A 23,793-nucleotide genomic window follows, 5' to 3' on the forward strand; every position below is an offset into this window, starting at 1 on the left:
TCAGAAGCGATAATCCACCGCCATAAAGTAACGACGACCGTCTTCGTTATAGCTGTAGTCATCACGGCTGAGATCTTTATCAGTCAGGTTCAGCACGCCCGCACGCAGTTTGACGTCTTTGGTCAACTGCCAGGCTGCGCCGGTATTCCAGATCGTATAGCCGCCCGGCGTTTTGGCCGTCGCGCTGTCGGCTCGTTTCTGCCCGGTATAGTGGCCAGAAACATAGAATGACCAGTCTTCGAGCGCCAGCGGTTTCCAGTCCAGCGTACCGTTAGCGGTATGGAACGGCAGGTCGGAAAGTGGTTTGTTTTCGCCATTGCTGACATCACGACCATCGTTATAGGTGTAGTTGAGTGACAGTTTCCATTCATCGGCGAACGGAATTTTCAACTCAGTCTCCACGCCCTGAATCCGCGCTTTGTTAACGTTGTAGTAGCTGAATACCGGTATGCGTCGCCCGTTCGCTCCCGTTTCAAAACCGACAAAGTTCTGGTAACCCGGTGCAGCGTTAACGTCAGACGTGCGGCTGATACTAATACGATCTTTCACATCGTTGCGGAAAACGGTAACGCTGGATTCAACCCCTTCCAGCCAACCATCTTCACCCATATAGTAAAGCCCCAGCTCCCAACTTTCGCTGGTTTCTGGTTTCAGATCCGGGCTACCCACAATCTTACATGCGCCACGGCAGGAATTGCTCGTCCAGTCAGGGCTAAGTTGCAGCAGAGAAGGCGCTTTAAAAGCTGTCGCCCAGCCACCTTTCACGGTAACGGTGTCGGTAGCGTTATAGACCAGATAGGCACGCGGGCTCCAGTGATCGCCGTAGGTTTCGTGATCGTCCATACGCACGCCGGTCGTCAGCGCCAGCGGCTCAAAGATCCGCCATTCATTTTCCACAAACAGCGCGTACTGGCTGGCAGACGTTTTGGAACTGGTGCCACCGGTCAGGTTTACTGCATCACTAAGTTTGTCGTGACGCCATTCACCGCCAACGGTGACAAACTGATTAATCGCCGTCAGCGGCAGCGTGTATTTGCCATCAACGGTATTGCTTTCAGAGGTAATTGGGCTGCTGTTGCCAGGGTTTTTGTTTTCGACTTTCTCGCCGTAGTATTTCAGTTCGCTGGTGCCGTAATCCCAGCGACCATTATGGCTGACAGAGTAGTTCTGGCGTTCCAGGCGGTTTTTGTCCAGCGAGTCGGAATCACGATCCTGACGGTCGAAACCGTAACCGGCGGTAAAATCGTGATTTTGATTCGGCGTCCAGGCAAATTCGACATTACCGTCGCGGCTGGAGAATCCTTCAATACGCGGAGTCTCTCCGGTATCGGTGGTGGTTGAGTTTTGCGGGTCATCCTTTTCACGTTTAGCCAGGCTGCCGTAGGCTTTCATTCCCAGCACACCATCAATTAATGGCCCACTGGTGAAGAACTGACCATTGTATGTGTCACCACGATCGCGATGTTCCTGAATGGTGGTATCGATCGTAACAGTGCCCGACCATTTCTGACCGATTTTTTTAGTGATGATATTGACCACGCCGCCGAGCGCATCAGAACCGTACAACGAGGACATCGGGCCACGTACCACTTCAATACGTTCAATGGAATCAACCGGGATCCAGTTCAGATCGAAGTCATTGTGACGAAAGACAGCATTGCGGGAGTTAACGCGTTTACCATCGACGAGAATCAGCGTGTAGCTGCTGTCCAGGCCACGAATACTGACGCCCTTGCGGTTATCCCCTTCGTTAGTCAGTTGTACGCCCGGCACTTCTTTGAGGACATCCTTCAGATTCTGTACTGGTTTACGCTGCAGGTCTTCCTGGGTAATGACGCTGATACTTGCAGGTGCATCTTTAAGGTTTTGTTCAACAGAAGATGCTGTGACAACCATCGTCTCGCCATCATCATCAACCGCCAACACAGGCCATGCACAAGAAATTGCGGACAAACACAGCCCGACCCGTACGAAAGGGTTCAACCTAAACATTCCATATCTCCATGAGGTAACTACGAAAATAAAATGGGTTATCGCTCACATCTTCTTCACGTCCCCTTGCGTACGGCAGCATCGCGGTGGACTTTTTTGTATGCAGGTGATCATCCCAGAAAGCTTGAACAGTCTCTGATTTGTCAGCCTTTTTTGATTTCGGCGTAACGATAATGCAAACGATAACAATTATCAATCCAAATGTTAAATTTTATATCCTCGTGTTTTATCAGGGAAATAGAATTGAAAAAGCCCTCTCGGTTGAGAGGGCTTAACAAGGAAGGGAGAAAACTTATTTCTTATCGTTCTGCGGGAACTTCATTTCGCTGTAACGCACGAAGTGGGTTCCTTTAATCAACTTGTAACCAAACCAGATGGCCAGGAACAGTGGGATACCAATATACGTTGCCGCTACGCCGCCCCAGTCAATGGTATCTTTCAGGAACGCCTCATAGTTCTGGCCCAGGGTGATGATCAGACACAGAATGAAAGCGAAGATCGGTCCCAACGGGAAGAAGCCCGAACGGTACGGCAGGTCGTTAATATCGTGTCCCTGCAATACATAGCCGCGACGGAAACGATAGTGGCTGATAGCAATCCCCAGCCAGGCTATAAAGCCTGTCATCCCGGAGGTGTTCAGCAGCCACAAATACACTGTCTGGTTACCAAACATGGAGGTCAGGAAACACAGACCGGCAATCACCGTCGTGGCATACAGCGCGTTACGCGGTACACCGCCACGCGACAGTTTGGCGAAAATACGCGGCGCTTTTCCGTCACACGCCAGGGTGTAAAGCATACGGGTAGATGCGTACATACCGGAGTTACCCGCCGACAGTACGGCTGTCAGAATGACCGCATTCATTACCGCTGCCGCAGAAAGCAGACCCGCGTGCTGGAACACCAGCGTGAACGGGCTGACGCTGATGTCTTTCACATCGTTACGCAGCAGGCTGGGATCGGTGTACGGAATGATCAGGCTGATGATCAGAATCGCAAACACATAGAACAGCAGGATTCGCCAGAATACCTGACGCACCGCACGCGGAATATTTTTCCCAGGATCTTCAGATTCGCCCGCTGCAATACCAATCAGTTCGGTTCCCTGGAAGGAGAAGCCAACAATCATTGCCACGCCGATCATCGCCGCAAAACCACCGGCAAACGGTGCTTCACCTATCGTCCAGTTGCTCCAGCCCACAGGCTGCGCACCTTTGAAGATACCGATAATCATCATCACGCCGACGACGATAAAGATAATCACTGTCGTGACTTTGATCAGTGAGAACCAGTACTCCGCTTCACCAAAGCCTCTGACCGAAATGTAGTTCAGCAGGAAAATGACGCCAAGGAACAGCGCACTCCAGATCCAACCGGGAACATCCGGGAACCACCAGCTCATGACCAGCTGCGCAGCCACCAGGTCAACGGCGATAGTCACCGCCCAGTTGTACCAGTAGTTCCAGCCCAGCGCGAAGCCAAAGCCCTCTTCCACATAGTTCTGACCGTAAGTCGCAAACGAACCAGAAACCGGCATATACGCCGCCAGTTCGCCAAGACTGGTCATCAGGAAGTAGACCATCAGGCCAATCAAAATATACGAGAGCAGCGCCCCGCCCGGACCTGCCTGAGAAATCGTTGCGCCAGAGGCAACAAAAAGACCCGTACCGATGGAGCCGCCAATGGCAATCATCGTCAGGTGACGCGCCTTTAATTCACGGCGTAAGCCCGGCGCTTCTGTTGTTTTAGTTTCGGAAACCATACAAAAATGCTATCCATCTTAAAAATGAGGCGCGATTGTAGCAGACGATTTGCAATCCTTCCGGTAGAAATGCGCTTTTATAAGAGACCTTCATGATCGCCCAGGAATTATAAGTAAAGCAGTCTATCTCTTTTCTGGCGAATGCATGACGCTGGCGCTGCGTCACGAAATTGACACAGCACCAGCATGTTCCTGTACCGCAATTTAACGCGGCACATTAGCGGGATCGCAATAGTCCAGAAAGCGCCGTAGCGCGTTGGAAAGGTGTTTTTGCCGATGATGGATACGCCACAACGTACGCATCAGGCGCGGTAGAGGGACAGCAACTTCACTTAATGTGCCAGCCTGTAATTGATCTTCAATTACCCGTCGCGACAGGCAACTAATTCCCAACCCATGACGCACCGCATGTTTGATAGCCTCGGAGTTACCTAATTCCATCGCCATCTCAAATTTCGGTAAATGTGACAGCAACAGATAATCGACAATTTCCCGCGTGCCGGAACCGCGTTCGCGCAGGATCCACGGCGCAGCGGCCAGTTGTTCTAAGGTGACCGGACCACGAGCCAACGGCGAAGTCGGCGCGGCAAAAACCACCAGCTCGTCTTCCAGCCACGGCTCAGAAATGATTTCAGTGCTGTGGCATGGCCCTTCAATAAAGCCAATATCAACGCGGAAATCCAGCACTGCCTGCATCACGTCCTGGCTGTTACCAACGCTAAGTTCAATCGGCAACTGCGGGTAATCATGGCGATAACGGGCGATAACGGCGGGCAGTATGTAATTACCAATGGTGCTACTGGCATAGACACGAATCGCGCCGTTGTCTTCGCGAAACAGTTGTTCGATTTCGACGGCCTGTTCCAGCAACGCCAGCGCACGCGGATAGAGCAGCCGCCCGTGTTCATTAACAACCAGTCTTTTCCCCACGCGATCAAACAGTTGCACGCCTAGCTGCCCTTCCAGATCGGTCAACGCCGCGCTCACTGCTGATTGCGACAACGCCAGCATCACCGACGCCTGGGTGGTGGATCCACTTTTCAATACTTCTGCAAAAACTTCCAACTGCCGGAGGGTGATGTGCATAGTCGCTTACCACTTATAAAGATTAATTATAAATATATAATCAATTTTATTTTTAAACCAGTTAGTCGTAACCTTATGCCCGGATAAAGGAGAGGGTTATGACGAATATCACCTTACAGAAACAACATCGTACACTGTGGCATTTCATTCCGGGGTTAGCCCTGAGTGCAGTTATCACCGGGGTCGCCCTGTGGGGTGGTTCCATTCCCGCTGTTGCGGGTGCCGGGTTTAGTGCCCTCACTCTCGCAATCTTGTTGGGGATGGTTTTAGGCAACACAGTATATCCGCATATCTGGAAAAGCTGTGACGGCGGTGTGCTGTTTGCCAAGCAACATTTACTACGTCTGGGTATTATTCTTTACGGTTTCCGTTTGACGTTTTCACAAATTGCCGATGTCGGTATTAGTGGGATCATCATTGACGTGTTGACACTGTCCAGCACCTTCCTGCTGGCCTGCTTCCTGGGGCAGAAAGTGTTTGGCCTGGACAAGCACACCAGCTGGTTGATCGGTGCCGGTAGCAGTATTTGTGGTGCTGCGGCGGTACTGGCGACTGAGCCGGTAGTGAAAGCAGAAGCCAGTAAAGTGACTGTGGCTGTCGCAACCGTGGTTATCTTCGGAACCATCGCGATTTTCCTCTACCCGGCAATGTATCCGCTGATGACCCAATGGTTTAGCCCGGAAACGTTCGGTATCTACATTGGTTCTACCATGCACGAAGTGGCGCAGGTAGTGGCAGCTGGTCATGCCATCAGCCCGGAAGCTGAGAACGCAGCAGTTATCTCCAAAATGCTGCGCGTGATGATGCTGGCTCCGTTCCTCATCCTGCTGGCGGCACGTGTTAAACAACTGTCTCCGGCTAATGGCGGCGAGAAAAGCAAAATCACCATTCCGTGGTTTGCCATCCTGTTCATCGTGGTTGCCATCTTTAACTCGTTCCACCTGTTACCGCAGAGCGTGGTGGATATGCTGGTAACGCTGGATACCTTCCTGCTGGCAATGGCGATGGCGGCGCTGGGTCTGACCACTCACGTCAGCGCGCTGAAAAAAGCCGGGGCGAAACCTCTGCTGATGGCACTGGTACTGTTTGCCTGGCTGATTGTTGGTGGTGCTGCGATTAACTATGTAATTCAAAGCGTCATCGCATAAACCACTACATCTTGCTCCTGTTAACCCGCTATCATTACCGTTTTCCTCCAGCGGGTTTAACAGGAGTCCACATATGAAATACATTGGAGCGCACGTTAGTGCTGCTGGCGGTCTGGCAAATGCCGCAATTCGCGCCGCCGAAATCGACGCTACCGCGTTTGCCTTGTTCACCAAAAATCAACGTCAGTGGCGTGCCGCACCGCTCACGACGCAAACCATCGATGAATTCAAAGCCGCCTGTGAAAAATATCACTACACGTCGGCGCAAATTCTTCCCCACGACAGTTATCTGATTAACCTCGGTCATCCGGTCGCTGAAGCTCTGGAAAAATCACGCGATGCGTTTATAGATGAAATGCAGCGTTGCGAACAACTGGGACTTTCTTTGCTCAACTTCCACCCAGGCAGCCATCTGATGCAGATTTCAGAAGAGGATTGTCTGGCGCGCATTGCCGAATCCATCAATATTGCGCTGGATAAAACACAAGGCGTGACAGCGGTGATTGAAAACACCGCCGGTCAGGGCAGCAACTTAGGGTTTAAATTCGAACATCTCGCGGCGATTATCGATGGCGTGGAAGATAAATCCCGCGTCGGCGTCTGCATTGATACCTGCCATGCTTTCGCTGCAGGGTATGATTTGCGTACTCCAGCCGAATGCGAGAAAACGTTCGCTGATTTTGCCCGTATTGTTGGCTTTAAGTATCTGCGTGGGATGCACCTTAACGATGCGAAAAGCACCTTTGGCAGCCGCGTTGACCGCCATCATAGCCTCGGTGAAGGCAATATCGGTCATGATGCGTTCCGCTGGATCATGCAGGACGACCGTTTCGACGGCATTCCGCTGATCCTTGAAACCATCAACCCGGATATCTGGGCAGAAGAGATCGCCTGGCTAAAAGCGCAACAAACTGAAAAAGCGGTAGCCTGAAGATGAATAACCGGGAAAAGGAGATCCTTGCAATTTTACGGCGTAACCCGCTGATTCAGCAGAATGAAATTGCGGACATGCTGCAAATCAGCCGTTCGCGCGTTGCGGCGCATATTATGGATTTAATGCGCAAAGGGCGGATTAAAGGCAAAGGTTACATTCTCACCGAGCAGGAATACTGCGTCGTGGTGGGGACAATCAATATGGATATTCGCGGGATGGCGGATATCCGTTACCCACAAGCGGCTTCTCATCCCGGTACGATTCATTGTTCGGCAGGCGGCGTTGGGCGCAATATCGCCCACAATCTGGCGCTGTTAGGCCGCGACGTCCATTTACTCTCTGTGATTGGCAATGATTTTTATGGCGAGATGCTCTTAGAAGAGACGCGCCGTGCTGGAGTGAATGTCTCTGGCTGCGTTCGTTTACATGGTCAAAGCACATCAACGTATCTGGCAATTGCCAATCAAGACGAACAAACCGTATTGGCGATTAATGATACCCATCTGCTGGAACAGTTAACGCCGCAATTATTGAACGGGTCACGTGATTTACTTCGTCATGCGGGCGTGGTACTGGCAGATTGCAACCTGACTGCCGAGGCGCTGGAGTGGGTCTTTACCCTCGCCGATGAAATTCCGGTATTTGTCGATACCGTTTCAGAATTCAAAGCGGGCAAAATCAAACACTGGCTGGCGCATATTCACACCCTGAAACCCACTTTACCGGAGCTGGAAATTTTGTGGGAAAAGGCGATCACCAGCGATGCTGACCGTCATGCCGCAGTGAATGCGTTGCATCAGCAAGGTGTTCAGCAACTGTTTGTTTATTTGCCCGATGAATCCGTTTATTGCAGCGAAAAGGATGGCGAACAATTTTTGCTGACCGCGCCAGCGCATACGACTGTCGATAGTTTTGGTGCTGACGATGGTTTTATGGCGGGCCTGGTATATAGCTTTCTTGAAGGATACAGTTTCCGCGACAGCGCCCGTTTTGCGATGGCCTGCGCGGCAATTTCGCGCGCCAGCGGCAGCATAAATAACCCTACCCTGTCTGCTGATAACGCGCTTTCATTAGTGCCGATGGTGTAACAATGTTGCCGGATGCGACGCTTGATGCGTCTTATCCGGTCTTATTATCAACACTTAGTGGGTTTTGATGTAGCCGCGAACGCACTCTTCGACTAATCCCCAGAACCAGTCGGTATCAATAGTGATGCCGACTTTGGTATTGGCGGGCTTGCCAAGAACGCCCAGCTCGTCGCAGACGGTACGCCCGTAGCAAGGGCCGCTATTAACGTCCACTTCGACATACATTTCCTGGGTTTTAATGCCATCAGAGTTGATCAGATAACCTATGCAGGTGGCGTCATGCACCGGGCCGCCAGCCAGGCCGTAGTTTTCGAACTGGGTTTTGAGGGTGAAATTCATGATGTCGCGGAACAGTTCGCCGGCAGGGCCACCGGCCCTTTCCATCCGCGCAATCACATCCGGGGTACACACGGTCTGGTTAGTGAGATCCAGGCCCATCATCACCAACGGAACGCCGGAGGTGAATACCACGCGTGCCGCTTCTGGATCAGCAAAAATGTTGAACTCGGCAGACGGCGTGAAGTTACCTGTACCATAAGCGCCGCCCATCAGCACAATTTCACGGATTTTTGGCAGGATTGCGGGCTGCATACGCATCGCCACCGCGATGTTTGACAGCGGCCCCACCGGCACCAGAGTGATATCGCCTTCGCTTGCCATCAGGGTATCAATGATGTATTTCACCGCATGGGTGCTTTCAGCCTGGCGGGTCAGCGGTTCGAACACCGGGCCATCCAGACCGGTTTCGCCATGAATATTATCGGCAACGATTTGTTTGCGCATAATTGGCTGCGGCATCCCCGCATAAACCGGAACATTAATCTCCAGTTTCTGACAAACATTCAGACCATTAATTAATGTTTTATCAAGCGTCTGATTACCCGCCACAATGGTGATACCTAATAAATCAATCGCCGGATGTTTCGCGGCCATCATTATGGCAATAGCATCATCATGACCCGGATCACAATCCAGAATAATTTTTCTCTTTTCCATTGTTTATTTCCTCTGTTTCCAGTTGCGTTATTTTTTTCTACAGCGAAGAAAATTCGACCGGGCCGATGATTGAATCTTAACAACAGCGTACGTATGCTAAATATGAGAAATCTCATAGCGGATAAACATCGTGAAAGAAATCCACAATAATGATCTTAAGCTGCAATTGATGAGTGAATCCGCGTTTAAGGATTGCTTTTTAACGGATGTTTCAGCCGATACGCGGCTGTTTCATTTTTTAGCGCGTGACTACATTGTGCAGGAAGGGCAACAGCCGTCCTGGCTGTTTTACCTGACGCGAGGCCGCGCCAGGCTTTACGCCACGCTAGCTAATGGGCGCGTGTCGCTGATTGATTTCTTTGCCGCGCCCTGTTTTATTGGCGAGATTGAGTTAATCGATAAAGACCATGAACCACGTGCGGTGCAGGCTATTGAAGAGTGTTGGTGTATTGCACTCCCCATGAAACATTACCGCCCGTTGTTATTAAACGACACGCTATTTTTACGAAAACTCTGCGTCACCTTAAGTCATAAAAATTATCGCAATATTGTTTCTTTAACTCAGAATCAATCATTTCCATTAGTGAATCGCCTGGCAGCATTTATATTACTCTCGCAGGAAGGTGATCTTTATCACGAAAAGCATACGCAAGCGGCAGAGTATTTAGGCGTTTCTTATAGACACCTCTTATATGTTCTCGCACAATTCATTCACGACGGTTTATTAATTAAAAATAAGAAAGGGTATCTCATTAAAAATAGAAAGAAGTTGTTGGGACTGGCGCTGGAGATGGACCCGGAGAATAAATTCTCCGGGATGATGCAGTAAAAATGATTTGCAATAGCGCGATTACCGGATGCGACGATTGATGCGTCTTATCCGGCCTACAAATCGAGCATTACGCCAGCCCAATAAAGAACCCGGCAATGGTCGCACTCATCAGGTTGGAAAGCGTCGCAGCTGCCAGCGCCCGTAAACCAAGCTGGGCGATTTCCGGCGCCCGTTTTGGCGAAATAGCCGAGAACGCCCCAACGACAACACCGATAGAACCAAAGTTAGCAAAACCACAAAGCGCAAAGGAGATAATGGCAACAGTTTTCACGTCCAGCGTGCCGCCCGTTTGCAAATATGGCGAGAAACTCAGGTAAGCGACAAATTCGTTAATCGCCAGTTTCTGCCCAATCAGGCTACCCGCAAGGTTGGCATCACTCCAGTCCACGCCCATGATCCACGCCAGCGGTGCCAGTACATAGCCAAAAATACTTTCCAGAGAGGCATTGGCAAAACCAAACCAACCGCCAATTCCACCGATAATGCCGTTGATCAGCGCAATAATCGCCACAAACGCCATCACCACCGTCGCCACACCTGCGGCTATTTTCAGTCCGGTCATCGCACCATTCGCCGCTGCTTCGATAAAGCTTTTTGGCGGCGTTTCGCTGAACGACAGATTTTCAAATGTCACCTGCGAAGGCTCGGTTGCCGGGCTAAGAATACGTGCAAACAAAATACCGCCAGGGATCGCCATCAGCGATGCCGCTAACAGATAGTCAATTGGCACGCCCATTCCGGCGTAACCAATCATCATCGAACCGGCAATAGACGCCATGCCGCTACAAATTGCGGTAAACAACTCGTTGCGATTCATACGATCAATAAACGGTTTTACGATCGCCGGGATCTCGTTTTGCCCAAGGAAAATGGTGGTGACCGCGACAAAAGATTCTATTTTGCTGATGTTGAGGGCTTTCTGGAAAATACTGCCAAGAATGCGAATAAGGAGTCCCATCACGCCAATGTAGTACAGCAGACTGATGAGCGCAGTAACGAAAATAATCGCCGGAAGTACGCGAAAGGCGAAGATAAAGCCCGCGCCATCAAACAGGACATCCATTTTCGGCCCCACCAGAGAGCCAAAAATAAAGGCGCTACCCGCATCGCTGTAGGACATGACTTTATGTACGCCCAATGCCGCCTGCTCTACAGCCCATTTTCCCGGTGGGAAGTAGAGCATAATGCCGCCAATAGCGATTTGCAGCAGCAGCGCGGCTCCAACCGTGCGCAAACTGATGCTCTTTTTATTCACTGACAACACAAACGCTATTGCCAGTAACACCACCATCCCCACAACACTTCTCATTATATCCATAATGATTTTCCCTTCATGCCCGTAAACCCGGCGCCAGCGCCAGGTTTCGGTTTGTATGATGAGTACGGGCGACGGCTTTCTGCCCGTCAGAAATTAACCCGCGAGACGCTGGTATTCTTTGGCAATTTCGCTCGCCAGAATGGCGTTGTTAAACACCAACTGGATGTTGGATTTCAGGCTGTCGCCACCGGTCAGTTCTGCAACGCGTGCCAGCAGGAACGGCGTGCTTTCTTTACCGATTACACCTTGCTCTTCAGCTTCGGCAACTGCCTGATCAATTGCAGCGTTAATACTTTCTTCCGGCATCGCAAACTGTTCCGGAATTGGGTTTGCCACCACCAGGCCACCGTTCAGACCGCTTTGCCATTTCACCGCCATCGCACGGGCAATTTCGCTGGCGCTGTCGAGACGGATGCTGACTTCAAACGGGCTGGTGCGGCAGAAAAACGCTGGTAATGCTTTGGTCTGATAGCCAATTAACGGCACACCAAAAGTTTCTAAATATTCGGTGGTTAAGCCTAAATCGAGAATAGATTTTGCTCCGGCACAAACTACGGTGACATTAGTGTGCGCCAGTTCCTGTAAATCGGCGGAAATATCGAAGGTATTTTCCGCCCCGCGATGAACACCGCCAATACCGCCAGTGGCAAATACTTTAATTCCGGCAAGCGCCGCAATAATCATGGTGGAAGCCACGGTGGTTGCGCCATTTTTTCCGGCGGCAACAACAAAAGGTAAATCGCGACGGCTAACTTTCGTTACGTTATGTCCTTCACGACCCAGCAATTCAATTTCTTCTTTGCTTAAGCCCACTTTCATCACGCCGCCAATAATAGCGATAGTGGCTGGTACAGCGCCCTGCTTACGAATTGTTTCTTCAACTTCAATTGCGGTCTGGGCATTTTGCGGGAACGGCATCCCGTGAGAAATAATGGTCGATTCCAGCGCCACAACCGGTTTTTTGTTTTTTAAAGCGTCCTGTACTTCCGGGGAAATTTGTAATAATTCAGGGGAAATTTTTAATTCAGACATTCTGCGTTCTCCACTAACGATATAACGTTGGCAATCGATAAATCAGGGTTATTGGTGTATTCACAGGAGAGCGCCATTGACGAACATCCCTGTGCAAAACGAACAGATTCGGCAAACGGCATCCCGTCTACCCAACACGAAGCAAGTCCCGCCATCATGGCATCGCCCGCTCCGGTAACATTAATGACATTGGTTTTAATCGGTGCAGACCAGCCGCTTTCGCCGCTGATATCACTATAATAAACACCATCACCACCCATGCTCAGAACCAGTCGGTTCAGGCCATGTTGATGGAACCAGGCGGCAACCTTTGCTACATCTTCACGCCCGGAAAGCGCAATCCCGCTCAGGGTTTCCGCTTCAAGACGGTTTGGCTTCAGGGTATGAATTTGACTTAATCGCTCGCGTACTTTGACGCATTTCCAGGCCGAAACCGGATCGACAAATACCGGTACGCCAGCGGCATTATCCAGAATCCAGACCAATGTCTCTTCACTGATATTACAGTCTGCGACAATGACCTTTGCCCCCTGAATAAATTCACGGTGCTGTGCGAGATATTCCGCTGAAATACAGTTACTAATATTCATGTCATTTATAGCAACCAGCATTTCACCGGTATTATCGAGTAATGATAAATAGCTCGATGTATTTTCCCCAGGCACAATAAGGCATTTATCGACATAAACACCGGAGTGATTGGTTTGTGTCAGGAGCGATTGACCATAAAAATCACTGCCTACGGCGCTCAGTAGCCAGGCTTTGTTTCCCAGCAACGCCAGATTTTGTGCGATATTGCGCCCTACTCCACCGGGAGTAAATTTTATTTTCCCTGGATTGGAATCCGCATAATTTAATGATTCATGTGAATATCCGGCGACATCAATATTCGCCGAACCTATAATTACGACATAATCCTTTTCGCGCATAGCACGTCCTCTGGTAAAAAATTACCAACCCTTTCAATCCACAAGAATAGAGATAACTGCAAAGACGGTTTAAACATGTGTTCATATTTAAACATGTGCTCATAGTATGCATGTTTTACTTAAAGTAAATTACCGCCAGAGGGGCAAAATGAGCAGATTTGAACAAGCTCACAAAACGCTATTATTGGCGGTTTTAGAAAAAGCGAAGAAATTGTGAAGTGATGCACAGAATGGAAACAATAAAAAAGGGCAGAAATTAATCTGCCCTTGAGGAAATGACGTTACTGTTTGATGAGAGTGTCAGCTTTCTATTGGAAAATAAAACCATTCAAAATCATAGAATTGCCGTCAACAATTTATCACTCACCTTGCACTCATCAAATGATACAGGGCAGAAAATTTCTGCCCTGTGGTTCACGTTTTATTATGCTGCTTTCGCCACAACGTCCGCTTCCGGACGTTTCAGGAAGGCATAGGCCAGACCCGCCACCAGCGTACCAGCGATAATTGCCACCAGGTAACCCAGTACCGGCGTAATGGCGCCAGGGATCAGCAGAACAAACAGACCACCGTGCGGTGCCATCAGTTTCGCACCAATCGCCATTGAGATTGCGCCAGTCAGCGCCCCACCAACGATACAGCACGGCAGCACTCGCATCGGATCACGGGCAGCAAACGGAATTGCACCTTCTGAAATAAAGCACAGACCAAGAACCAGAGCTGCTTTGCCGCCTTCTTGCTGCGCTTTGTCGAATTTGCGACGCGCCACCATTGTTGCCAGCCCCATTGCCAGCGGAGGCACCATACCTGCCGCCATAATCGCCGCCATCGGGCCATAGGTTTGAGTACTCAGCAGACCCACACCGAATGCATACGCTGCTTTGTTTACCGGACCGCCCATGTCAGTACACATCATGCCACCGAGGATCGCGCCCAGCAGAACCGCATTCGCAGTACCCATGGTTTGCAGCCAGTGAGTCAGGCTTTCGAGGATGCCAGCAACCGGTTTACCGATCAGGTAGATCATCGCCAGACCGACCACCAGACTGGAAATCAGCGGAATGATCAGAATCGGTTTCAGCGCCTCCATACTCTGTGGCAGTTTCAGTTGCGTACTGATTAACTTCGCGATGTAACCCGCCAGGAAGCCCGCAATGATCCCGCCAATGAAGCCAGAACCTGTGCTGACCGCCAGCATACCGCCAATCAGACCCGGCGTGAGACCCGGACGATCGGCAATGGAGAAGGCAATGTAACCCGCCAGTACCGGCACCATCAGCGCAAAGGCTGAACCACCGCCAATCTGCATCAGCGCCGCCGCCAGCGTCCCCTGCTCTTTAAACGCTTCGATACCAAAAGCAAAGGAAAGCGCGATACACAGACCACCCGCAACCACCATTGGCAGCATGTAGGAAACGCCCGTCAGCAGGTGACGATACGCGCCTGCACTCTCTTTCTTACCTTCAGTGGTCGCCGTTTGAGCTTTACCCGCCGGTTCGTAAGGCGTCGCTTCAGCAACCGCTTTATCCAGCTCCTGAGCCGTTTTCTTCAGCGCCAGACCGGTAGAGGTGCGATACATTGGTTTACCGGCAAATTTCGCCAGATCCACTTCGATATCTGCCGCCACAATCACCAGATCCGCTGCGGCTACTTCTTCGGGAGTGATTGCATTACCCGCGCCAACAGAACCACGGGTTTCAACTTTCACCCACCAGCCACGTTTTTTCGCTTCGGTTTCAATGGCTTCAGCCGCCATAAAGGTGTGCGCTACGCCAGTTGGGCAAGCTGTCACCGCAACCACGCGTTTCGGGCCACTGGCGACAACCGGTGCTGTCGCAGCGACCGGCGCAGTGTAAGGCTTCGCATGGCCTTTGGCTTCACTCAGGAATAGCTCAGGATGCGCGACTGCGCGGGAAATATCGCCCAGCCAGACATTTTTACCGTTCAGCGCGCTGTCGTTCGGGATGGAATCACCCAGAACAATCGCCATTTCAGCGTCGTTCGGATTGTCGATGATTTCCAGTTTTGCTTTTCGCGCCGCCGCGCCCAGCAGGGTCTTCGCCATATAGGCGCGTGCCTGACCGAGATTAGCGTCAATAATCAGCAGCGTTTTCATTATGCCTCTCCTGCTGTCAGTTAAAAGGTTGTAAGTCGACGCGCGCCATCATTGCGGCCAACTGCGGACGATCGGTAATACCCACATTGCTTTGACTGACCGCCAGGGCTGCAACAGCCGTTGCCAGACGCAGTGTGTGTTCACTGGATTCACGCATCAGCAAGCCATAAATGAGGCCACCAACCATGGAATCCCCTGCGCCAACAGTGCTTACGACATCGACTGACGGTGGTTTGGCGATCCATTCGCCGGAGGCATTAACCCAAAGCGCGCCTTCGGCACCCAGTGAAATGACGACATGCGCGATACCTTGTTCACGTAGCGCATGTGCAGCTTCAATGACATCTTTCATTTCAGGCAGTTTACGGCCAGCCCAGATTTCCAGCTCGCGGCGGTTAGGTTTCACCAGCCACGGTGCCGCTTTCAAACCTGCCACTAATGCTTCGCGGCTACTATCAAAGATAATGCAAGGACACTGACTACGCAGGCGAGTCATCCAGTCGGTGAATGCTTCCGGGCTGACGCCTGACGGTAAACTGCCGCTGACACAGACCATATCGAACTGACCGAGCCAGCTCAGAGAATCAGTCACAAAGCGTTCCCAGTCTGCTGGAGTGACTTCAAAACCCGAGAAATTGAGGTCAGTAACTTCGCCGTCTTTTTCCGTCAACTTAACGTTAATGCGGGTACGCCCCTGTACAACCTGGAAACGGTTGGCAATACCCAGCTCGCTGAACAGTTGCTGAAATCCGTCCTGATTGTCTTTACCCAGAAAGCCGCCAACGGTGACATCAATACCCAGATCTTTCAGAACTTTGGCAACGTTGATACCTTTACCCGCCGCATGAAGACCGGTGGTTTTCACCAGGTTCACTTCGCCGCGTTCAATTTCCGGGCAGAAACCAACAAGGTCATACGCCGGATTGAGGGTGATCGTAGCAACACGTCTGCTCATTACGCGCCCTCCCCAAGACCTGCGGCGATGGCGTCGCCAATTGCCTTCAGTGCCTGTTCAGCATCCGCCCCCTGGGCGGTAAAGCGCAGGCGATGACCTTTCTTAACGCCAAGTGCCACAACTTTCATCAGACTACGTCCGTTTGCCGGTTTGCCGGTGCCATCAAGGTTTGTCACGGTAATATCACTGTTAAATTGTTTAATGGTATTGACCAGCATGGTGCCTGGACGAGCATGCAGGCCGTGTTCGTTGCGCACCACAAACTCCGCGCTTAACACGTCGTCAGTCGGCGCATCATCGCTGGTCAGCAGTGCCAGCAATGTTGCCGCATCCGCTTTCAGCAAACGGTCAGCTTTATTGTCGAGTAACAGATCGGCGAGACGCTTAAGAACCGCGACGGGCTGATCGTCATTCATTGCCACACTCACCAGCATGGCTGCCGTTTCGCCCTCCACATCAAAAGCATTTGCCGCGCGGCTTACCGCAATCGCGCTACGCAGGTTGCCTTCGGCGCTATCGCTCAGCCAGATGCCCTGTCCGAGATTCAGAGGTTGTTCATTGATGGCTTTAGTGACGAAGGTGGCGTCAACGGCACCCGCTTCTTTCAGACGTGCAGCGTTCAGCGCCTGCAGAGTCAGCAGATCGCTGGCGACAATATCCAGCGTCAGCATTTCGTTATCGAGTTTCAGCTGCTCACTCTGCTTTTCGCCCATCAGCAATGCGCGAAGTTCTTCTGCTGTCGTTGCTGACTTCAGTTGTTCAGCAACGGAATCATCGCTTAGCACGTGGGTCAGCTGGCGCAGCAGGCCCAGGTGTTCGTCCGAGCTGGCGGCAATACCGATCGCCACGTACGCTACCTGACCGTCACCCCAGGTGACGCCTTCCGGGAACTGAAATACCTGAACGCCGGTTTTCAGCACCTGATCGCGGGTGTCGGTGGTGCCGTGAGGAATAGCAATACCATTGCCGAGGAACGTTGAGGTTTGCTGCTCGCGCGCCAGCATGCCATTGACGTAGCCTTCAGCTACATTACCGGCCCGCACCAGCGCCGCAGCGACCTGGCGAATCGCCTCTTCTTTGTCTCCGGCCTTTTCGCCCGGATGGATGTCCTGTACGGATAACTGGAACATAGTTCTCCTCTCTTGCTGAATTGAAACGATTCAGCTTCTATGAGAAAAAAAGCGCCAACCTGGCTTACGGTTAAAGACAAGATCGCGCTGAAACGTTTCAATAAAGCATAATACTTCTGTTTCAGCACGCAAGGGAAGCTGTAAACTTATGACCAAAATTTTGATGTGCTGCACAATTTTTTGTCATTTTTCCTAATTGCTGACGGGAAAACTCGTTGCCAGCAATTTCATTTCAGCAGCGTCAGCAGACAATCAACAAGAGTGAAATGGCATTTTGATTATTCGTGGCGAGTTTGATTTCACTGACTGTTTATTTTCTGACAAGCAGCGTAAACTCCGCGTCTCCATCTTTCAGTGATCGACCAGCATGCATAACTCCCCCGCAGTCTCCAGTGCGAAATCGTTTGACCTGACATCGACGGCGTTTTTAATCGTTGCCTTTCTCACCGGTATTGCGGGCGCTCTGCAAACCCCGACGCTCAGTATATTCCTTACCGATGAAGTGCACGCCCGTCCGGCGATGGTGGGATTCTTCTTTACCGGCAGTGCTGTCATCGGGATTCTGGTGAGTCAGTTTCTCGCCGGACGCTCTGATAAGCGCGGCGATCGTAAATCACTGATTGTCTTTTGCTGCCTGTTAGGCGTGTTGGCCTGCACCCTTTTTGCCTGGAACCGCAACTACTTTGTTTTGCTGTTCGTTGGTGTCTTTCTTAGTAGCTTTGGCTCTACCGCCAACCCGCAAATGTTTGCTCTCGCCCGTGAGCACGCTGACAAAACCGGGCGTGAAGCGGTGATGTTCAGCTCTTTTTTACGCGCTCAGGTTTCGTTGGCATGGGTCATTGGTCCGCCGCTGGCTTATGCCCTGGCGATGGGGTTCAGCTTTACGGTGATGTATCTCAGCGCAGCAGTGGCGTTTATTGTCTGCGGCCTGATGGTGTGGCTATTTTTACCGTCGATGCAAAAAGAGGTTCCGCTGGCGACCGGCACGGTTGAAGCGCCGCGCCGTAATCGTCGCGATACGCTACTGCTGTTTGTCATTTGTACGTTGATGTGGGGGTCAAATAGCCTGTACATCATCAACATGCCACTGTTTATTATCAACGAATTGCATCTTCCCGAGAAACTGGCGGGCGTGATGATGGGAACCGCCGCAGGCCTGGAAATCCCGACCATGTTGATCGCGGGTTATTTTGCCAAACGTCTGGGTAAGCGTTTCTTAATGCGCGTTGCCGCCGTGGGTGGCGTCTGTTTTTACGCAGGTATGCTGATGGCGCATTCACCTGTCATTCTGTTGGGCTTGCAGCTGCTGAATGCTATTTTTATTGGCATTCTGGGTGGCATCGGGATGCTCTATTTTCAGGATCTGATGCCCGGTCAGGCGGGTTCAGCAACCACGCTCTATACCAATACCTCGCGTGTGGGCTGGATCATCGCGGGGTCAGTGGCGGGCATAGTCGCCGAAATCTGGAATTATCACGCCGTGTTCTGGTTTGCGATGGTGATGATTATCGCCACTCTGTTCTGCTTACTGCGGATTAAAGATGTTTAAGGCGCGGTCAGTATTTCCAGATCGATAAGCCAGGTCATCGCCTGCTGACGCGTGTTACCGCACATTTCAGCACTGGCTTGTAAACCTGCGCAAACTTTCGGACGTAGCGGCGATGTAAAAATTTTACAACGTTGCTGTTCATCAAGCTGAATGCAGGGCGTATTGGCGGGCTTGCCATCTGGCATACCAGGTATAGGGCTGGAAATTGAAGGGGCAGTGCAACACGCCCCGCAACCCGGACGGCATTCCATACGTTGTTCTCTTAAGGTTAACCACCGGATTGATGAGCGCGCACAGTACCACCTTTTTTGCACCAGCAAAAGTGCGAATACCACTTGCCTGAAAGGCTCGTCGCGAGTAGTTTGACGCGATATTTTTGACATTTTCGATAACAGGAATTTTTCGATGCCAAGAGCGAACGAAATTAAAAAAGGTATGGTACTGAATTACAACGGCAAATTGCTGCTGGTTAAGGATATTGATATTCAGTCTCCCACCGCCCGTGGTGCCGCTACGCTGTACAAAATGCGTTTTTCTGATGTCCGTACCGGGCTGAAAGTGGAAGAACGCTTCAAAGGCGATGATATCGTTGACACCGTAACGCTGACCCGTCGTTACGTTGACTTCTCCTACGTCGATGGCAACGAATATGTCTTTATGGATAAAGAAGACTATACCCCGTATACCTTCACTAAAGATCAGATCGAAGAAGAGCTGCTGTTTATGCCGGAAGGCGGTATGCCGGATATGCAGGTTCTGACCTGGGACGGTCAACTTCTGGCGCTTGAACTGCCGCAAACCGTTGATCTGGAAATTGTTGAAACCGCACCGGGCATCAAAGGCGCGTCTGCCAGCGCCCGTAACAAACCGGCGACATTGAGCACCGGTCTGGTCATTCAAGTACCAGAATACTTAAGCCCAGGCGAAAAAATTCGTATCCATATCGAAGAACGCCGCTATATGGGTCGTGCTGACTAACTTCAGCCAGATATCAGAAAAGGGATAGCTCAGACTGTCCCTTTTTTAATTTATTATACCAATCTTCTATTTTGCGCTTCCTGAATATCGTTCTCCCGCAATATTCACCACTAAATTGATCGCCCTCACACTTCATCGCATTAACAATCCAGACCAATTTCAATTGCTGTCATATAACTTTACACTGTCGTTGTTAATTAATCGTTACTAAGACGTGACTCCTATGAATACAATCGCCTCCGTTACGCTCCCGCAGCATGTACACTCGCCCCGCTACGATCGGCAACAATTGAAATCTCGTATCGTTCATTTTGGATTTGGAGCCTTCCACCGTGCGCATCAGGCGCTATTAACCGACCGTGTGCTGAATGCCCAGGGCGGCGACTGGGGGATCTGTGAAATCAGCCTGTTCAGTGGCGATCAGTTGATGAGCCAGCTTCGCGCGCAGGATCATTTATACACCGTATTAGAAAAAGGCGCAGACGGCAACCAGGCTATTATTATTGGAGCCGTTCGCGAGTGCCTGAATGCAAAACTGGATTCCTTAGCGGCGATTATTGAGAAGTTTTGCGAGCCGCAGGTGGCGATTGTTTCCCTGACAATTACCGAAAAAGGCTATTGCATCGACCCGGCTACCGGCACACTCGACATCAGCAATCCACGTATCGTTCACGATCTACAAAGTCCCGAAGATCCTCACTCCGCGCCAGGCATTCTCGTCGAAGCACTAAAGCGCCGCCGTGAACGCGGCCTTGCCCCGTTTACCGTGCTCTCCTGCGACAACATTCCCGATAATGGCCATGTGGTGAAAAACGCGGTGCTGGGGATGGCGGAAAAACGTTCGCCAGAACTTGCGGAATGGATAAAAGATCACGTCAGCTTTCCGGGAACCATGGTAGACCGCATTGTCCCGGCAGCAACAGACGAATCACTGGCGGAAATTAGCCAGCATCTGGGCGTGAATGATCCCTGTGCGATTAGCTGCGAGCCGTTTATCCAATGGGTGGTGGAAGATAACTTCGTCGCGGGGCGCCCTGCCTGGGAAGTCGCTGGCGTGCAGATGGTCAATGATGTTCTGCCGTGGGAGGAGATGAAACTGCGTATGCTTAATGGTAGTCACTCTTTTCTCGCTTATCTGGGTTATCTCGCAGGATTCGCCCATATCAGTGATTGTATGCAGGATCGCGCATTTCTCCATGCCGCCAGAACATTAATGCTGGATGAGCAAGCGCCGACGCTGCGGATCAAAGATGTCGATTTAACACAATATGCGGATAAGTTAATTGCACGTTTTGCTAACCCGGCGCTGAAACATAAGACCTGGCAAATCGCGATGGATGGCAGCCAGAAATTACCGCAGCGTATGCTGGCAGGCATTCGCATACATCTGGCGCGCGGAACGAACTGGTCATTGTTGGCATTAGGCGTTGCTGGCTGGATGCGCTATGTGAGCGGTGTTGATGATGCCGGAAATGCTATTGATGTTCGCGATCCGCTTAGCGATAAAATTCGCGACCTGGTCGCGGGCAGCAGCAATGAACAACGCGTAACCGCCCTGCTTTCCCTGCGTGAAGTTTTCGGTGATGACCTGCCAAATAACCCGCATTTTGTGCAGGCTATCGAACAAGCCTGGCAACAAATCGCGCAGTTTGGGGCGCATCAGGCGCTATTAAACACTCTCAAAATTTAACGATTTCTGCGGTTAAAGCGGATGAAGCCCGTCTTCGTCCGCTCTCCCCTTCTCTTTTCTGCCTTTTTTAGCCAGGATTAACGCACAGTTAACTTATCAGAGTATTGCGGAGCCGCTGTGACCAGGACCAACCTCATCACCGGTTTTCTCGGCAGCGGGAAAACCACGTCGATTCTTCATCTATTAGCCCATAAAGATCCCAACGAAAAATGGGCGGTGCTGGTTAATGAATTTGGAGAAGTCGGAATTGATGGCGCTTTGCTCGCCGATAGCGGCGCATTGCTGAAAGAGATCCCCGGCGGCTGCATGTGCTGCGTTAATGGTTTACCCATGCAGGTAGGTCTGAATACCTTACTGCGTCAGGGAAAACCAGACCGCTTGTTGATAGAGCCAACCGGGCTGGGCCATCCGAAACAGATCCTCGATCTGTTAACCGCACCAGTTTATGAACCGTGGATCGACTTGCGCGCCACGTTGTGTATTCTCGATCCACGCCTGCTGTTGGATGAAAAAAGTGTCAATAATGAAAACTTCCGTGACCAGTTGGCTGCCGCAGACATCATTGTCGCCAATAAATCCGACCGCGCGACGCCCGAAAGCGAGCAAGCGTTGCAACGCTGGTGGCAACAAAATGGTGGCGATCGGCAATTAATTCACAGCGAACATGGGCAAATTGAAGGTCATCTTCTGGATTTACCCCGTCGCAATTTAACTGAGTTGCCTGCCAGCGCCGCCCATTCACATCAGCATGGCGTGAAAAAAGGGTTAGCGGCGTTAAGCCTGCCAGAACATCAACGCTGGCGTCGCAGTCTGAACAGCGGACAAGGACATCAGGCCTGTGGCTGGATATTCGACGCTGATACGGTGTTCGACACCATCGGCATTCTGGAATGGGCACGACTTGCACCAGTAGAGCGAGTGAAAGGCGTTATGCGCATTCCGGAAGGCCTTGTGCGAATCAACCGTCAGGGCGATGACCTGCACATTGAAACGCAAAACGTTGCACCACCGGATAGCCGTATTGAGCTGATTTCCAGTAGCGAAACTGACTGGAACGCCTTACAAAGCGCGCTGTTGAAGCTTCGTTTAGCGACCACCGCGTAAGGTTGCCTGCGTTTTTCAGTAAGATAATTAGAGAAAATATGATTAAAAATTTGCCGCAAATAGTGTTGTTGAACATTGTCGGCCTCGTGCTGTTTCTTTCCTGGTACATACCCGTTAATCATGGATTCTGGTTATCGATTGATACGAATATTTTTTATTTCTTTAATCAGAAACTGGTCGAAAGTAAGGCCTTTTTGTGGCTGGTTGCATTGACCAACAATCGCGCTTTCGACGGTTGTTCACTGCTGACGATGGGAATGTTGATGCTGAGTTTCTGGCTGAAAGAAAATGCCCCTGGCAGACGACGTATCGTAATTATTGGTCTGGTCATGCTGTTAACCGCAGTGGTATTAAACCAGCTGGGTCAGGCATTAATTCCGGTAAAACGGGCCAGCCCGACATTAACCTTTACAGATATTAACCGCGTCAGCGAACTGCTACCTGTACCCACGAAAGATGCATCACGAGATAGCTTTCCCGGCGATCACGGCATGATGTTACTTATTTTTTCCGCCTTTATGTGGCGCTATTTCGGAAAAGTCGCAGGTCTTATCGGCATTATTATTTTTGTGGTTTTTGCATTTCCCAGAGTAATGATTGGCGCGCACTGGTTTACCGATATCATTGTCGGCTCCATGACCGTGATATTGATCGGTTTACCCTGGGTGCTGTTGACGCCATTAAGTGATCGATTAATCACCTTTTTTGACAAATCACTACCTGGAAAAAGCAAACATTTCCAAAACAAATAACTCACAGTAATTAACATCATCAGGTTTATTTTTATAGTAAGGATAATCCTGATGATGCGCACGATTGCTTTCATTCATCGAATACAATGCTCATTCTTTAAGCAAATGAATAGGTTGCATGTTTTTCGCACAATCGTTCTTTAATTGACCAATCCCACTTATTAACTTTCTGTATCACTTTTTCTTATAAAAAATCATGTAAAACCGCTCGCCAAGACCGCGCCAATCGGGTAATCTCGGACTCGTTTTGCCTCGGCGTTAAATTATCCTCACAGCATATAATTTTGTGCGTTAGTCCACAGATTTGGCCTTAAGGAATTGTTTCAACATGCCCAGGTAATTAGTCTCGTGTCGCTTGGCATTTTTTATAACGATATTTATCGTTAAGGACTTCAAGGGAAA

At 50.6% G+C, this 23,793-nt stretch carries 20 protein-coding genes; 9 read left to right on the top strand and 11 right to left on the bottom strand.

The window, feature by feature from the left end; genetic code table 11:
- The 3 genes from cirA to yieE all read right to left on the bottom strand — a co-directional run bounded on the left by cirA (nucleotide 1) and on the right by yieE (nucleotide 4,840).
- On the bottom strand, nucleotides 1-1,992 hold the full coding sequence (gene cirA, locus A7Z06_RS17705) for a catecholate siderophore receptor CirA (protein ID WP_000489215.1): 1,992 nt from the start codon (nucleotides 1,990-1,992) through the stop codon (nucleotides 1-3).
- A 292-nt stretch (nucleotides 1,993-2,284) separates the two neighbouring features.
- Entirely contained in the window at nucleotides 2,285-3,754 is a 1,470-nt protein-coding gene (lysP, locus tag A7Z06_RS17715) for a lysine-specific permease (RefSeq protein WP_000253268.1), read from the bottom strand.
- A 204-nt stretch (nucleotides 3,755-3,958) separates the two neighbouring features.
- The gene (gene yieE / locus A7Z06_RS17725; protein WP_000548303.1) at nucleotides 3,959-4,840 is read right to left on the bottom strand and encodes a DNA-binding transcriptional regulator YeiE; all 882 of its coding nucleotides are present in this window, start codon (nucleotides 4,838-4,840) and stop codon (nucleotides 3,959-3,961) included.
- Between the two features lie 98 nt (nucleotides 4,841-4,938).
- Here yieE and A7Z06_RS17730 point away from each other — a divergent pair, with 98 nt between their 5' ends.
- From A7Z06_RS17730 to A7Z06_RS17740, 3 genes are all read left to right on the top strand, one after another.
- Nucleotides 4,939-5,988 carry a YeiH family protein gene (locus A7Z06_RS17730; protein ID WP_000182060.1) on the top strand — a complete coding sequence of 350 codons (1,050 nt, stop codon included), beginning with the start codon at nucleotides 4,939-4,941 and terminating at the stop codon, nucleotides 5,986-5,988.
- Between the two features lie 73 nt (nucleotides 5,989-6,061).
- The gene (gene nfo, locus A7Z06_RS17735) at nucleotides 6,062-6,919 is read left to right on the top strand and encodes a deoxyribonuclease IV (protein ID WP_000873880.1); all 858 of its coding nucleotides are present in this window, start codon (nucleotides 6,062-6,064) and stop codon (nucleotides 6,917-6,919) included.
- Nucleotides 6,920-6,921: 2 nt separating this feature from the next.
- Entirely contained in the window at nucleotides 6,922-8,010 is a 1,089-nt protein-coding gene (locus A7Z06_RS17740) for a sugar kinase (protein ID WP_001065007.1), read from the top strand.
- 54 nt (nucleotides 8,011-8,064) lie between these two features.
- Here the strand turns inward: A7Z06_RS17740 and rihB are convergent, their stop codons facing one another.
- On the bottom strand, nucleotides 8,065-9,006 hold the full coding sequence (rihB, locus tag A7Z06_RS17745) for a ribosylpyrimidine nucleosidase (protein ID WP_000415410.1): 942 nt from the start codon (nucleotides 9,004-9,006) through the stop codon (nucleotides 8,065-8,067).
- Between the two features lie 130 nt (nucleotides 9,007-9,136).
- On the opposite strand from rihB, the gene A7Z06_RS17750 reads away from it, so the two are divergent.
- Nucleotides 9,137-9,835, top strand: coding sequence for a transcriptional regulator YeiL (locus A7Z06_RS17750; protein WP_000658562.1), 699 nt, complete (start codon nucleotides 9,137-9,139; stop codon nucleotides 9,833-9,835).
- A gap of 70 nt (nucleotides 9,836-9,905) precedes the next feature.
- On the opposite strand, the gene A7Z06_RS17755 is transcribed toward A7Z06_RS17750, so the two are convergent.
- The 6 genes from A7Z06_RS17755 to fruB form a co-directional block, all read right to left on the bottom strand.
- Entirely contained in the window at nucleotides 9,906-11,156 is a 1,251-nt protein-coding gene (locus A7Z06_RS17755; protein ID WP_000353890.1) for a NupC/NupG family nucleoside CNT transporter, read from the bottom strand.
- A 93-nt stretch (nucleotides 11,157-11,249) separates the two neighbouring features.
- On the bottom strand, nucleotides 11,250-12,188 hold the full coding sequence (gene psuG, locus A7Z06_RS17760; RefSeq protein WP_001292473.1) for a pseudouridine-5'-phosphate glycosidase: 939 nt from the start codon (nucleotides 12,186-12,188) through the stop codon (nucleotides 11,250-11,252).
- Complete coding sequence (locus A7Z06_RS17765) at nucleotides 12,176-13,117, bottom strand: pseudouridine kinase (RefSeq protein WP_001207111.1); 942 nt, start codon at nucleotides 13,115-13,117, stop codon at nucleotides 12,176-12,178. Before A7Z06_RS17765 ends, psuG begins: the two co-directional genes overlap by 13 nt.
- A gap of 424 nt (nucleotides 13,118-13,541) precedes the next feature.
- On the bottom strand, nucleotides 13,542-15,233 hold the full coding sequence (fruA, locus tag A7Z06_RS17770; protein WP_000854460.1) for a PTS fructose transporter subunit IIBC: 1,692 nt from the start codon (nucleotides 15,231-15,233) through the stop codon (nucleotides 13,542-13,544).
- A 16-nt stretch (nucleotides 15,234-15,249) separates the two neighbouring features.
- Nucleotides 15,250-16,188 carry a 1-phosphofructokinase gene (gene fruK, locus A7Z06_RS17775; protein ID WP_000091270.1) on the bottom strand — a complete coding sequence of 313 codons (939 nt, stop codon included), beginning with the start codon at nucleotides 16,186-16,188 and terminating at the stop codon, nucleotides 15,250-15,252.
- Nucleotides 16,188-17,318, bottom strand: coding sequence for a fused PTS fructose transporter subunit IIA/HPr protein (gene fruB, locus A7Z06_RS17780; protein WP_000487271.1), 1,131 nt, complete (start codon nucleotides 17,316-17,318; stop codon nucleotides 16,188-16,190). The genes fruK and fruB overlap by 1 nt, the downstream gene beginning before the upstream one ends.
- A gap of 367 nt (nucleotides 17,319-17,685) precedes the next feature.
- Between fruB and setB the strand changes: the two genes are divergently transcribed.
- Nucleotides 17,686-18,867, top strand: coding sequence for a sugar efflux transporter SetB (gene setB, locus A7Z06_RS17785; RefSeq protein WP_032225709.1), 1,182 nt, complete (start codon nucleotides 17,686-17,688; stop codon nucleotides 18,865-18,867).
- Here the strand turns inward: setB and A7Z06_RS17790 are convergent.
- On the bottom strand, nucleotides 18,864-19,118 hold the full coding sequence (locus tag A7Z06_RS17790) for a YkgJ family cysteine cluster protein (RefSeq protein ID WP_024165195.1): 255 nt from the start codon (nucleotides 19,116-19,118) through the stop codon (nucleotides 18,864-18,866). The genes setB and A7Z06_RS17790 overlap by 4 nt on opposite strands.
- Nucleotides 19,119-19,272: 154 nt before the next feature.
- On the opposite strand from A7Z06_RS17790, the gene yeiP reads away from it, so the two are divergent.
- The 4 genes from yeiP (at nucleotide 19,273) to lpxT (ending at nucleotide 23,391) form a co-directional block, all read left to right on the top strand.
- The gene (gene yeiP / locus A7Z06_RS17795; protein ID WP_001136827.1) at nucleotides 19,273-19,845 is read left to right on the top strand and encodes an elongation factor P-like protein YeiP; all 573 of its coding nucleotides are present in this window, start codon (nucleotides 19,273-19,275) and stop codon (nucleotides 19,843-19,845) included.
- 223 nt (nucleotides 19,846-20,068) lie between these two features.
- Nucleotides 20,069-21,535, top strand: coding sequence for a mannitol dehydrogenase family protein (locus A7Z06_RS17800; protein WP_001091945.1), 1,467 nt, complete (start codon nucleotides 20,069-20,071; stop codon nucleotides 21,533-21,535).
- A gap of 117 nt (nucleotides 21,536-21,652) precedes the next feature.
- Nucleotides 21,653-22,639 (top strand): zinc-binding GTPase YeiR, encoded by a 987-nt coding sequence (yeiR, locus tag A7Z06_RS17805; RefSeq protein ID WP_000198832.1) that lies wholly within the window; start codon nucleotides 21,653-21,655, stop codon nucleotides 22,637-22,639.
- Between the two features lie 38 nt (nucleotides 22,640-22,677).
- On the top strand, nucleotides 22,678-23,391 hold the full coding sequence (gene lpxT / locus A7Z06_RS17810; protein WP_010347233.1) for a Kdo(2)-lipid A phosphotransferase: 714 nt from the start codon (nucleotides 22,678-22,680) through the stop codon (nucleotides 23,389-23,391).
- The last annotated feature ends 402 nt before the right edge of the window (nucleotides 23,392-23,793 follow it).

This window comes from Escherichia sp. MOD1-EC6819, assembly GCF_002965765.1.
In the GTDB taxonomy this organism is placed as follows: Bacteria; Pseudomonadota; Gammaproteobacteria; order Enterobacterales; family Enterobacteriaceae; genus Escherichia; species Escherichia ruysiae.